The following is a 13,200-nucleotide window of genomic DNA, read 5'->3' on the forward strand; positions in this document are numbered from 1 at the left end:
ACCGTGACAACACGGCTAGGAGGCAAGCATGTCGCACATTATCGACAGAAGACTGAACGGCAAGAACAAATCCGCCGTCAACCGCGAGCGCTTTTTGCGCCGTTTCAAGGCCCAGATCAAGGAAGCCGTCGGCAAGGCCATCAAGGGGCGCAGCATCACTGACATTGAAAGCGGCGAGAATGTATCCATTCCGGTAAAGGATATTTCCGAGCCGTCGTTCCACCATGGACGTGGCGGTGTGGGCGAGCACGTGCACCCGGGTAACGAAGAGTTCGTGCAGGGCGACCGTATCAAGCGCCCGCAGGGCGGCGGTGGCGGCGGCGGCGGTGGCAAAGCCAGTAATGAAGGCGAGGGCGAGGACGACTTTGCCTTCCAGCTGTCGCGCGAAGAATTCATGAACGTGTTCTTCGAAGACCTGGCGCTGCCCAACCTGGTGAAAACCCAGCTGATGGGCATCGAGGAAATGAAGCCGGTGCGCGCGGGCTACACCAATGACGGCACGCCGGCCAATATCAGCATCGTGCGCAGCCTGCGCGGCGCGCTGGCGCGGCGCGTAGCCATGGCCGCGCCGACACTGACCCGCCTGCGCGAAGCCGAGGAAGACCTGGACACTCTGCTGGAGTCGGACGACGACAACGGCGTGGAGGTGCGCGAGCGCCGCCGCCAGATTCATGCCCTGCGCGAAAAGATCAACCATATCCCCTTCATCGACCCGTTCGATCTGCGCTACAACAACCGCGTCAAGCAGCCCAAACCCACCAGCAAGGCGGTGATGTTCTGCCTGATGGACGTGTCCGGCTCCATGGACGAGGGCAAGAAGGATATGGCCAAGCGCTTTTTCATCCTCTTGTACCTGTTTTTGCAGCGCAATTACGAGAAGATCGAGGTGGTGTTCATCCGCCACCATACCAGCGCAGTAGAAGTGAACGAGCAGGACTTCTTTCACTCGCGCGAGTCGGGTGGCACCGTGGTGTCGTCGGCGCTGAACCTGATGGCCGACATCGTGAAAAAACGCTACGCCAACAGCGAGTGGAACATCTACGCCGCGCAGGCGTCTGACGGGGATAACTGGGACAGCGATTCGGCCAACTGCGGCAAGATCCTGCAGGAGAACATCCTGCCGTGGTGCCAGTATTACGCCTATATCGAAATCACCGAGGGCGAGCCGCAAAACCTGTGGTACGAGTACCTGCGCGTGGCGGGGCAGCACAAGCACTTTGCCATGCAGAAAATCCGCTCGCCGGCCGACATCTACCCGGTCTTCCGCGAACTCTTCAAACGGCAGCCGGCCACCCGCTAAGGTTGGCCGCAGGCCGCAGCACAAGAGGAGGGCAGCACCATGACACCGATCTCCACCGGGTCCGAATGGACCTTCGACCTGATTGACGAATACGACAAAGCCATCCGCGATATCGCCGTGAACGAGTTCCAGCTGGACTGCTACCCCAACCAGCTGGAAGTGATTACCGCCGAGCAGATGATGGACGCCTACTCGTCGGTAGGCATGCCGGTGAACTACCACCACTGGAGTTTCGGCAAGCACTTCGTCAGCACCGAAAAAAGCTACAAGCGTGGCCAGATGGGCCTGGCGTACGAGATCGTGATCAATTCCAACCCGTGCATCGCCTACCTGATGGAAGAAAACTCCATGACGATGCAGGCGCTGGTGATTGCCCACGCCGCCTACGGCCACAACAGCTTCTTCAAGGGCAACTACCTGTTCCGCACCTGGACCGACGCCAGTGCCATCATCGATTACCTGGTGTTTGCCCGGCAGTACATCAGCCGCTGCGAAGAGCGCTACGGCATTGATGCCGTAGAAGAGCTGCTGGATAGCTGCCACGCGCTGATGAACTACGGCGTGGACCGCTACAAGCGGCCGCAAAAACTGTCGCTGGCCGAAGAACAAGCGCGCCTGCACGAGCGCGAAGCCTATCTGCAGACGCAGGTAAACGACCTGTGGCGCACCATTCCGCGCCGCGAGCGCGACGACAGCGCCAAGGCTGCGCCACGCTTTCCGGCAGAGCCGCAGGAAAACCTGCTGTACTTCATCGAAAAATCGGCCCCGCTGCTGGAGCCGTGGCAGCGCGAGATCATTCGCATCGTGCGCAAGGTGGCACAGTACTTCTACCCGCAGCGCCAGACCCAGGTGATGAACGAGGGCTGGGCCACGTTCTGGCACTACACCTTGCTGAACCGCTTGTACGAGAAGGGCCTGGTTACCGATGGTTTCATGATGGAGTTCCTGCAAAGCCACACCAATGTGGTGTACCAGCCGCCGGTCACCGCCCGCTGGTACAACGGCATCAACCCGTACGCGCTGGGCTTTGCCATGTACCAGGACATCAAGCGCATTTGCGAGGCACCTACCGCCGAAGACCGCGAGTGGTTCCCCGATATTGCCGGCACGCCGTGGCGCCCGGTGCTGGAGTTTGCGATGAAGAACTTCAAGGACGAGAGCTTCATTTCGCAATACCTGTCGCCCAAGCTGATTCGCGACTTCCGCCTGTTTGCCATTCGCGACGACGACCGCGACGACAAGCTGGAGGTGGCCGCCATCCACGACGAGCGCGGCTACCGCCGCATCCGTCAGATGCTGTCCGAGCAGTACAACCTGGGCTCGCGCGAGCCGAATATCCAGGTGTGGAACGTGAACCTGCGTGGCGACCGCAGCCTCACGCTGCGCCACAGCATGCACAACCGCAAACCATTGGAAGCCGGTAGTGCGCAAGAGGTGTTAAAGCACGTGAGTCGGCTATGGGGCTTTGACGTGAAGCTGGAAAGCGTGGACGCCGACGGCAGCGTTAGCCAGACGTTCAGCTGCAAGCCGGATGTGTCGGCCATGGTCTGAGCCCCTCTGCCACAGGGTTGGCCGCAGGCAAAGGCGCACCGATAATGGTGCGCCTTTTCTATTGTCAGGCCTTCAAGATCGGCCTGGGTACGTCAGCTTGGCCTGCTTCTTGCCAGTAAAGCGGCATGGATACGCATACCGAAGCCGCTCCCGCCCCGCCACAAGCCGTGGTCACCATCCGGCGCGACTATAACCGCTGGGTGGCCAGCGAGACGCTGGAAGACTACGCGCTGCGCTTTACCCCGCAGCGTTTTCGCCGCTGGTCGGCGTGGCGGGTGGCCAATACCGCCGTGGGGGGCGCCGCGTCGTTTCTGGTGCTGGAGGCCGTGGGCGCCACCATGATGGTGGAGGCCGGCTTCCTGAACGCCTTTTTGGCCATCCTGGCCACTGGCCTGATTATCTTTCTGGCCGGCCTGCCTATCAGCCTGTACGCCGCCCGCTATGGCGTGGATATGGACCTGCTGACCCGAGGTGCCGGCTTTGGCTATATCGGCTCCACCATTACCTCGCTGATCTATGCCTCGTTTACCTTCATTTTCTTTGCGCTGGAAGCGGCCATCATGGCCTATGCACTGGAACTGGGCTTTGGCATACCGCCACAGTGGGGTTACCTGCTATGCGCACTGGTGGTGCTGCCGCTGGTGACACATGGCGTCACTGCCATCAGCCGGCTGCAGGTGTGGACGCAGCCGTTGTGGCTGTGTTTACTGGTGCTGCCGTATGTCTTTGTGCTGTGGCACGAGCCGCAGGCGTTGGCCGGGCTGTGGCGCTACGCTGGTGCAAACCATGCACCGCAGGCGTTTGACCTGCATCTGTTTGGTGCGGCGCTCACGGTGGGCATTGCGCTGATTACCCAGATGGGCGAGCAGGCAGACTACCTGCGCTTCATGCCGCCGCGTACTGCGGCCAACCATAGACAGTGGCTGCTGGCGGTGATGGTGGGCGGCCCCGGCTGGGTGCTGCCCGGCGTGCTGAAAATGCTGGGCGGGGCGCTGCTGGCGTGGCTGGCGCTGCGCAACGGTGTGGCGGCAGAGCGCGCGGTAGACCCTAACCAGATGTACCTGATCGGCTTTGCGCATGTGTTTGACAACACCACGCTGGCTATCGCGGCTACCACGCTGTTTGTGCTGGTGTCGCAGTTGAAGATCAATGTCACCAATGCCTATGCCGGTTCGCTGGCGTGGTCCAACTTTTTTTCTCGCCTGACCCACAGCCACCCTGGCCGCGTGGTGTGGGTGGTGTTCAACCTGGCCATTGCCCTGCTGCTGATGGAGCTGGAGGTGTTTCACGCACTGGGCCAGGTGCTGGGGCTGTACGCCAATATTGCCATCTCGTGGATCATGGCCGTGGTGGCGGATCTGGTGGTCAGCAAGCCACTGGGGCTGAGCCCGAAAGGCATCGAGTTCAAGCGCAGCTATCTGTACGACATTAACCCGGTAGGGGTAGGAGCCATGGCGCTGGCGTCTTTGCTATCCATTGCCACCCATGTGGGGGTATTTGGCGAGCACTGGCAGCCGCTGGCGCCGTTTGTGGCTATGGCGGTGGCGTTTTGTACCGCCCCGCTGATTGCCTGGCTCACGCGCGGGCGCTATTACAGCGCTCGCCCGGCCATGGCGGCCGGTGCCAGCCAGTACCGCTGCGTGGTGTGCGAGCGCGATTACGAGGCAGAAGACATGGCACCGTGCCCGGCCTATCAGGGCATGATCTGCTCGCTGTGCTGCACGCTGGACGTACGCTGTGGCGATGCCTGCAAGCCGCAGGCCAGGTTGGCCGCACAATGGGCGGCACTGCTGCACCACCTGTTGCCGCGCGCCTTGCAGCCCTATCTGGCACACGGGCTGGGCCATTATCTGCTGTTGATGACCGGCATCGGCAGCGTGCTGCTGCTGGTACTGGGCCTGCTGTACTACATAGAGTGGCAAGGCGCGCTGCAGGGCGGCTATGAGGCCTGGCTCCCGCAGCTGTTCTGGCGGCTGTTTGCCGTACTGCTGCTGGTGAGCGGCGTGGTGGCGTGGTGGATGGTGCTCACCGCCCAGAGCCGCGAGGTGGCACAGCTGGAATCGAATCGCCAGACCGCCCGCCTGCTGGCCGAAATCGAGTCGCACCGGCTCACCGACGAGCAGCTCAAGCGTGCGCGCGAGGCTGCCGAGCAAGCCAACCAGGCCAAGAGCCGCTACGTGTCGGCCATCAGCCACGAGCTGCGTACGCCGCTCAACAGCATTCTGGGCTACGCGCAGATTCTGGACGGCGACGCCGAGATCCCGCCGTCGCGCCGCCAGGCCATCGAGGTAATACGCCGTAGCGGCGACCACCTGCTGTCGGTGATCGAGGGCAGCATGGATATTGCCCGTATCGAAAGCGGCAAGCTGCAGCTGGCTACCCGCGCCATGGATTTCGATGCTTTCCTGCGCCAGCTGGTGGCCATGTTCGAGCTGCAGGCGCGTAACAAGGGGCTGGATTTTCACTACGCCCCCGCCGCCCACTTGCCGCAGGTGGTGCGCGCCGACGAGAAGCGCTTGCGCCAGATATTGATCAACCTGCTGGGCAATGCGGTCAAGTTTACCCGCCGCGGCAGCGTGCGTTTTGCCTTGCAGTACCGTGGCGAGATGGCCACCTTCGAGGTGATCGATACCGGGCCGGGTATTGCCGAAGGCGAGCTGCTGCGCATCTTCGAGCCGTTCGAGCGCGGCAGTAGCAGCGGCGCGGGCGGCACCGGCCTGGGGCTCACCATCAGCAAGATGCTTACCGACCTGATGGGCGGCGAGCTGACGGTACGCAGCACGCCGGGGCAGGGCAGCCACTTTACCGTGCGCCTGTTTTTGCCGCATGTACACGCCGCGCTGGCCGAGCGCGAGCTGCCGCGTCGCAACCGGGTGGGCTATGTGGGCGTGCGCCAGCGCATCTTGCTGGTAGACAACGAAGCTATCGACCGCGAAATGCTGGCGGGTGTGCTGGAGCGCCTGGGCTTCGAGGTGGCTCAGGCGGCCAACGGTTACGACTGCCTGGCCATGGTGGGGCGTTTTCAGCCGCATCTGGTGTTCATGGATCTGGCCATGCCGGGGATAGACGGCTGGGAAACGCTACGCCGCTTGCGGCAGGCCGGCTGTACCGCGCAGCTGGCCGTGATTTCTGCCAATGCCTTTGATAAAGGCCAGGACAACGACGCCGGTATTGCCAGCGAAGATTTCATTCTCAAACCGATACGCGTAGAAGAGCTGCTGGACTGGATAGGCCACAAACTGGCGCTGGAATGGGTGATTGGCCAGCCTGCCATGGCAGCGGCCAACCCTGTGGCCGTGGTGCAGGCCCTGGTACAGCCCCCGGCCGCCGAGCTGGCCGGCCTGCTGGAAGCGGTAGAGCTGGGCTATGTGCGCGGGCTGCGCAGCGAGCTGGCCAGGTTGGCCGCACTGGACGCTGCCTACACCGAGTTTGTGCGCGTGGCCGGCGAGCACGTACGCCAGTTCCAGTTTGAAGCCTTGCGCGAGCTACTGCACCATGGTCTGCAGCCGGAGAACAAAGCATGACGACCCCACACCTGCAGCACGTGGTGCTGATCGTAGACGACCAGCCGGACAACCTGGCGCTGCTGCACGACGCGCTGGACGAGGCGGGTTACACCGTACTGGTGGCCACCGATGGCGAGGCCGCCTTGCAGCGCGCCCGGCTGTCGCTGCCCGATGTCATCCTGCTGGACGCGGTGATGCCGGGGCTGGATGGCTTCGAGGTGGCGCGCCGCCTGAAAGCCGCTTTTGCCACCCGTGCCATCCCCATCGTGTTCATGACCGGCCTGACCGAGAGCGAACACGTGGTGGCGGCCTTTGCCGCCGGCGGGGCCGACTATGTCACCAAACCCTTGCGCCCGCCCGAGGTGCTGGCACGCATTGCCGCGCATATCCAGAACGCCCGCCAGATGACGCAGGCCAGCAGTGCGCTGGACGCTTTCGGCCAGGCCACGATCGCCATTGCCGCACGCAGTGGCCGGCTGGTGTGGCAAACCGCGCTGGCACGGCGGCTGATCGAGCATTATTTTGGCGCGGGCGACCAGGCCCCGCCGGCGCTATTGGCCTGGACCCAGGCGGCCCAGGCCGCCAGGCTGGCCGGTACCGAGCAGCCGGCCTTATTGCTGGCGCAAGCCGGGCGGCGGCTATTGGCCAGCTTCCATGACCAGACCGGCGATGAGGAGTGGCTGGTGGTGCTGCGCGAGGAAAACGACGAAGCCAGCATCCAGACCCTGATGGGCGCGTTCCGGCTAACCCAGCGCGAGGCAGAGGTGCTGCACTGGCTAAGCCTGGGCAAGACCAATCGCGATATCGCCGATATTCTGGGCATGAGCCCGCGCACGGTAAACAAACACCTGGAGCATGTATTCGACAAGCTGGCGGTGGAGACCCGCACCGCGGCGGCCAGCCTGGCACTGGGCAAGCTGCGCGGCAGTACCGTCTAGCCTGGTGTCTGCGCTCGGTGGTGGCGTAGCACTGCCAACGGGCTACCGCTTCGACCACTGCACTAACAGCGTGCTAGTCCAGCGCTAGCCGGCTGGCGAGAAAATCGCGCAGTGCCGTCGCCTGGGGGGTGAGTGTGTCGTTGGCCGCCAGCGCTACCAGGGTCAGCGCCGGGCATTCCCAGTCTGCCAGTACCGCCACCAGTCGGCCGCTGCGTACCGCGTCCTGCGTCATCAGCTTGGGTAGCATGGCAATACCCGCGCCATGCTCGGCCAGCGTACGCATCAGGCCCAGATCATTCAGGCCTACCCGCCCGCTGATCATGGGCTGCTGTGGCTTGCCCGCCTGGCGCAGTGTCCACTGTACCTGGCCACGGCTGTGCAGGCAGTCGTGCACGGCCAGCTCCGCCGGGGTCAGCGGGGCCATATGTCTTGCCAGATAGGCCGGCGCGGCAAACAGGCCCTGTGCCAGCGTGGCCAGTGGCCACACCGGGCGCCCCGCCGGGCGGCTGCTGCCCTGGCGGATGATCAGGTCTGGCTGGGTATCGGCGTGTTCGTCCACCACACCGCTCAGGTCCAGATCCAGCGTGATATCGGGGTGCAGGCGGGTGAACTCGGCCAGCAGCGGGCCAACCCACAACACGGCAATATCGGCTGCCATGCAAACCTGCAGCGTGCCCGCTGCCATGGCCTGCTGGCTTTGCAAGAGCGATTCGGCTTGTCTTGCTTCATCAACCAGCACGGCGCAGCGCTCGAAAAATGGCCGCGCACGCTCGCTCAGCGCCACCCGGCGTGTGGTGCGCTCCAGCAAGCGCACACCCAGGCGTTTCTCCATCGCCGCAATACGGCGTGACAGCGTGGCACCGGGCATGTCCAGTAGCTGGGCGGCACGGTGAAAGCTGCCGTTACGCACCACCTCCACAAACAAGGCCATGTCGTCCAGCGAAGGGGTGTGGTGAAACTGTCTCTTTTCTTTCATATATGGATAATTTATCTGACTTTGTTCTTTAAATGCAAGAATCGCTTTCGCGCACACTGGCCATTCGTTGCTGATCACTGCGGGAGGTGATGTGAAAGCGATTCGATTCTTTACATACGGTGGGCCCGACGTTATGCAGCTGGACGAGGTACCCATCCCGGACTGCGGCCCTGGCGACCTGCTGGTACGCGTGGTGGCGGCAGGTATCAACCCGCTGGACTGGAAGCTGCGCTCTGGCGCCATGGCGGGCATACGGGATCTGTCATTGCCTTTTACACCGGGGCTGGATGCAGCGGGTGTGGTGGTAGCGCTGGGTGGCGCGGTGCAGGGTTTTGCGCTGGAAGACCGCGTGTGCTTTTACGGCGATCTGGGCCAGCATGGCACCTATGCCGAATACGTGGTGGTGCCCGCGCAGCAGGCAGCACTGATGCCGCAGGCTGTCTCGTTTGTCGATGCCGCGGCACTGCCCACCCCCGGGCAGGCTGCCTGGACCGCGCTGGTGGACATGGCCCAGCTCAAGCCGGGCAACCGTGTGCTGATACATGGCGCAGCGGGCGCGCTGGGCGGGGTGGCTGTGCAGCTAGCCAAACAACACGGCGCGTATGTGGTGGCCATGGCCAGCGGCCACACCGTGGCGCGTGTTCAGGCGCTGGGTGCCGATGAAGTGCTGGACTACCAGGTAGATTCATTCGGCCAGCAAGTACGCGGCATTGATGTGGTGCTGGATACCATCGGCGGCCCGGTGCAAGAAGCCTCATGGCGCACTTTGCAAACAGGTGGCTTGTTACTGGCCACTACCATGCCGCCGCCACCTGGGCGGGCCGAACGGGCCGGCGTGCGCGCGGCGTTCGTCATGACCCGGCCGCGTGGCAGCGTACTGGCCAGCCTGCTACAGCGCCAGTTACGGGTAGAGGTCGCGCGTACCCTGCCCATGGCCGACGCTGCCGAAGCGCACCGGTTGGGCGAGCGCGGGCAGGCAGGTGGCAAGATGGTCTTGCTGATGCCGCCTCGCGTGCTGTAGCCCTGTACTGTTTTTTCGGCAGTGGATATAGCTACCGTTTAACCGGTGCCTAAGCCAAAAGTCTGGCCATGTTGGCTAGCCAAAACAAAAGCCCTCGCAGCTAGCGGGGCTTTTGTTTTGTGGCGATCACCGTGGTGATGCTTACAAGCTGTGTATTTTACGGGTAAGCCATACACCCAGGATTTGGCCGGTCATGAAAAACAGCATGGCTACGGGCAAGATAACCAATGTCAGCCCGAACCACCTCACCCAATCACCTTCTTGGCTTATGCCAGCTGCAATCAATAGTCCCGCTAGCAGCATCGTGCTGCCGATAAAAGCAGGTATCAGCCGCGTGGCCATACGCCGTAGCAAGCCATGCATGAGCCCGGCAAGCAATATGGCCGGGAAAATCAGCTGCTGCAGTAGTGTTTCATCCTGCATGGCAGCTTAGTAACGCAGCTGACGCCACAGTGCATAGGCCAGCATGGCCGGTACAGCAAAAACCAGCAGGAAAATAGGCAGCTCTTCCATCACGCTATAGCCAGCACGCTGTACGCCCGTCCACATATTGCTGGCCGCTATCAGTAGCCACAGTGGCACAAAGTACAAGGCTGCCTGCGCCTGGCTGATGATGCCGGTAAAACGGGCGAGTAGTTGGCCGCATAGCAGTAAAACCACGCCGCCTGCCATAACCAAAATGGTGTGCATGATGTCTCCTGGAAAGATCAATGCATTCGCATTGCAGCTTGATCATCGCGCGTAGACCAATTTCTTTAAAAACAGAAGTTTATAGATTGCTTAAAGCGGCGGTGAGTTGTCGTTCCAGCCTGACATCTGTTCGCCTGTCTGCGTATGTTGCATTGCAGCGTGTACGCAATTTGACGTATTCCCGCCATGGCACCGGCACCGTAATCTGACCCTGCACTGCAACAAAACCAACTGTTCTTCAGGGAGCTTTGCCATGACTACTCGCCGTCTCGTTTTGAAGTCTTCTGTAATTGCCGCCTCGCTGCTGGCTGCCGGTTTCAGCGTGCAGGCCCGTGCTGCCGATACCATCAAGGTCGGGGTGCTGCATTCGCTGTCCGGCACCATGGCCATTTCTGAAACCTCGCTCAAGGACATGGCGCTGTTTGCCATCGACGAGATCAACGCCAAGGGCGGCGTACTGGGCAAGAAGCTGGAACCGGTGGTGGTAGACCCGGCATCGAACTGGCCGCTGTTTGCCGAAAAAGCCCGCCAGCTGCTGACCCGTGACAAGGTTGCCGTAACGTTTGGCTGTTGGACATCCGTATCGCGCAAATCGGTACTGCCGGTGTACGAAGAGCTGAACGGCCTGCTGTTCTACCCGGTGCAGTACGAGGGTGAAGAGCTGTCGCCTAATGTGTTCTACACCGGTGCCGCGCCAAACCAGCAGGCCATCCCGGCGGTGGAATACCTGATGAGCAAAGAAGGCGGTGCCGCCAAGCGCTACTTCCTGCTGGGTACCGACTACGTTTACCCGCGCACCACCAACAAGATCCTGCGTGCCTTCCTGAAATCCAAAGGCGTGAAGGATAGCGACATCCAAGAGGTGTACACCCCGTTTGGTCACAGCGATTACCAGACCATTGTCGGCAACATCAAGAAGTTTGCCGCTGGTGGCAAGACCGCCGTTATCTCCACCATCAATGGCGACTCCAACGTACCGTTCTACAAAGAGCTGGGTAACCAGGGCCTGAAAGCCACCGACGTGCCGGTGGTGGCGTTCTCGGTGGGTGAAGAAGAGCTCAAGGGTATCGACACCAAGCCGCTGCTGGGCCACCTGGCCGCCTGGAACTACTTCATGAGCGTGAAGAACCCGGTCAATACCAAGTGGATTGCCGCCTACAAAGCCTGGGCTGCCAAGAAAGGCATGGCCGGCGCCGACAAGCTGGTGACCAACGACCCGATGGAAGCCACCTACGTCGGTATCAATATGTGGGCCGAAGCCGTGAAGAAAGCCGGTACCACCGATGTGGCAGCCGTCAGCAAAGCCATGGCCGGCATCAGTTTCAAGGCACCTTCCGGCTACACCTTGCAGATGGATGGCAAGAACCATCACCTGCACAAGCCGGTGATGATTGGCGAAGTGCAGCCTAATGGCCAGTTCTCGGTGGTGTGGAAAACCAAAGGCCCGATCCGTGCCCAGCCATGGAGCCCGTACATCCCGGGTAACGATAAAAAGCCAGACACCCCGGTAAAAACCAAGTCCTGATCGCCGTAGCCGCTGGCTGGCCACTGCCACTCGCCGGTGCTTAGCCACGCTGCGGTATTTCCCGGGCTGCCCTGTGCAGCCCGTTTTTTTGCAAGGACCTCACCATGAACAAGCTCAAGCACCTGATGGCCGTACTGGCATGCAGCCTGCTGTGGGCACCGGCTTTTGCCGCCAGCCCGGCGGCCGAGCTGGCCGCTGCCGACCCGGCTGCCCGCGCCGAGCTGATCGCCAGCTGGGCCGCCAACCCCACCGCAGCGCATACCGCCGCGGTAGCGGCGCTGGAAGAAGGCCGCCTGCTGGCCGACCCGGACGCTACCCGCTTTTTTGTGCAGCAAGGCGAGCTATGGCTGGATGCCGATAGCGGCCAGCCAGTAGACAGCGTGCCCGACGGCACCGATAGCGTACCGCTGAATAACAGCGTGCGCAGTGCACTGCAAACATTTCACGCCGCTGCCGGCCTGCACGCGATAGATAGCGGCAGCCGCCTGGCAGCAGTCAAAGCCATACAGGACGCGGCCAACCCGGCCTTGCTGCCGCTGCTGCAAAAGCAACTGCAAGTCGAGCGCGAAGACAGCGTGCGCGACGCGCTGCGCCTGGCCGCCGCCACCTTGCAGCTGGGCAGCCCGTCTACCACCGACAAGCTGGCCGCCATCGCCATCATGGGCGACGCCAGCGACCCGGCGCTGCTGACACTGCTGGAACCGCTAGCGGCCAACCCGCAAGAAAACACCGACGTGCGCCGCGCCGCGGACGAAGCCATTGCCAGCATCAAGGCCACACAGTTCAGCTACAGCTTGCTGGGCCACCTGTTCAGCGGCGCCAGCCTGGGCTCCATCCTGCTGTTGGCCGCACTGGGGCTGGCGATCACTTATGGCCTGCTGGGCGTCATCAATATGGCGCACGGCGAAATGCTGATGCTGGGGGCCTACACCACCTGGCTGATACAGAACCTGTTCCGCCAGTACGCCCCCGCCGCGTTCGACTACTACCTGCTGGCCGCGCTGCCCGCCGCGTTTGTGGTCACCGCCATCATCGGCATGGCGCTGGAGCGGCTGGTGATTCGCCACCTGTACGGCCGCCCGCTGGAAACGCTGCTGGCCACCTGGGGTATCAGCCTGATGCTGATGCAGGCGGTGCGCGTGGCGTTTGGTGCGCAGAACGTAGAAGTGGCCAACCCCAGCTGGTTGTCCGGCGGCATTACGCTATCCACCACGCTGACGCTCCCTTACAACCGTCTGGCCATCATCGCCTTTGTCGCTGCCGTGCTGGTGCTGACCTGGCTGCTGCTGAACCGCACCCGTTTGGGCTTGTTCGTACGCGCCGTTACGCAGAATCGCCGCATGGCCGATAGCGTGGGCGTGCCCACCGGCCGCGTAGACATGCTGGCCTTTGGCCTGGGCTCCGGCATCGCTGGCCTGGGTGGCGTGGCGCTGAGCCAGATCGGCAACGTGGGGCCGGACCTGGGCCAGAGCTACATCATCGACAGTTTCATGGTGGTGGTGCTGGGCGGGGTAGGGCAGCTGGCCGGTACCGTAGCCGGTGCGCTGGGTCTGGGCATGCTGGCCAAGGTCATCGAGCCGTCGCTGGGGGCCGTGCTAGCCAAGATCCTGATCCTGGTGTTCATCATCCTGTTTATCCAGAAGCGTCCTCAGGGTTTGTTTGCCCTGAAAGGCCGCGTGCTCGACTGAGGCCT

10 protein-coding genes are annotated in these 13,200 nt (G+C 62.4%); 7 read left to right on the forward strand and 3 right to left on the reverse strand.

The window, feature by feature from the left end; genetic code table 11:
* Positions 1 to 28: 28 nt before the first annotated feature.
* The 4 genes from ACZ9XP_RS03300 (at position 29) to ACZ9XP_RS03315 (ending at position 7,295) form a co-directional block, all read left to right on the forward strand.
* The gene (locus ACZ9XP_RS03300) at positions 29 to 1,300 is read left to right on the forward strand and encodes a YeaH/YhbH family protein (RefSeq protein ID WP_147685757.1); all 1,272 of its coding nucleotides are present in this window, start codon (positions 29 to 31) and stop codon (positions 1,298 to 1,300) included.
* 39 nt (positions 1,301 to 1,339) lie between these two features.
* Entirely contained in the window at positions 1,340 to 2,851 is a 1,512-nt protein-coding gene (locus tag ACZ9XP_RS03305) for a SpoVR family protein (protein WP_147685759.1), read from the forward strand.
* A 125-nt stretch (positions 2,852 to 2,976) separates the two neighbouring features.
* Positions 2,977 to 6,375 carry an ATP-binding protein gene (locus tag ACZ9XP_RS03310; protein WP_147685761.1) on the forward strand — a complete coding sequence of 1,133 codons (3,399 nt, stop codon included), beginning with the start codon at positions 2,977 to 2,979 and terminating at the stop codon, positions 6,373 to 6,375.
* Entirely contained in the window at positions 6,372 to 7,295 is a 924-nt protein-coding gene (locus ACZ9XP_RS03315) for a response regulator transcription factor (protein WP_147685764.1), read from the forward strand. Before ACZ9XP_RS03310 ends, ACZ9XP_RS03315 begins: the two co-directional genes overlap by 4 nt.
* A gap of 73 nt (positions 7,296 to 7,368) precedes the next feature.
* Here ACZ9XP_RS03315 and ACZ9XP_RS03320 read toward each other — a convergent pair whose 3' ends face one another.
* Positions 7,369 to 8,271, reverse strand: coding sequence for a LysR family transcriptional regulator (locus ACZ9XP_RS03320; protein ID WP_170253669.1), 903 nt, complete (start codon positions 8,269 to 8,271; stop codon positions 7,369 to 7,371).
* Positions 8,272 to 8,362: 91 nt separating this feature from the next.
* Between ACZ9XP_RS03320 and ACZ9XP_RS03325 the strand changes: the two genes are divergently transcribed.
* Complete coding sequence (locus ACZ9XP_RS03325; RefSeq protein ID WP_170253670.1) at positions 8,363 to 9,292, forward strand: NADP-dependent oxidoreductase; 930 nt, start codon at positions 8,363 to 8,365, stop codon at positions 9,290 to 9,292.
* Positions 9,293 to 9,433: 141 nt separating this feature from the next.
* Here the strand turns inward: ACZ9XP_RS03325 and ACZ9XP_RS03330 are convergent, their stop codons facing one another.
* Both ACZ9XP_RS03330 and ACZ9XP_RS03335 read right to left on the reverse strand, forming a co-directional pair.
* Positions 9,434 to 9,715: a hypothetical protein gene (locus ACZ9XP_RS03330; RefSeq protein ID WP_147685769.1), complete on the reverse strand. Its 282-nt coding sequence runs from the start codon at positions 9,713 to 9,715 to the stop codon at positions 9,434 to 9,436.
* A 6-nt stretch (positions 9,716 to 9,721) separates the two neighbouring features.
* Positions 9,722 to 9,982, reverse strand: coding sequence for a hypothetical protein (locus tag ACZ9XP_RS03335; protein WP_147685771.1), 261 nt, complete (start codon positions 9,980 to 9,982; stop codon positions 9,722 to 9,724).
* 253 nt (positions 9,983 to 10,235) lie between these two features.
* On the opposite strand from ACZ9XP_RS03335, the gene urtA reads away from it, so the two are divergent.
* Positions 10,236 to 11,507, forward strand: coding sequence for an urea ABC transporter substrate-binding protein (gene urtA, locus ACZ9XP_RS03340; RefSeq protein ID WP_147685773.1), 1,272 nt, complete (start codon positions 10,236 to 10,238; stop codon positions 11,505 to 11,507).
* A gap of 104 nt (positions 11,508 to 11,611) precedes the next feature.
* Positions 11,612 to 13,195, forward strand: coding sequence for an urea ABC transporter permease subunit UrtB (urtB, locus tag ACZ9XP_RS03345; protein ID WP_465187989.1), 1,584 nt, complete (start codon positions 11,612 to 11,614; stop codon positions 13,193 to 13,195).
* The last annotated feature ends 5 nt before the right edge of the window (positions 13,196 to 13,200 follow it).

It is taken from the genome of Vogesella perlucida, from assembly GCF_979366545.1.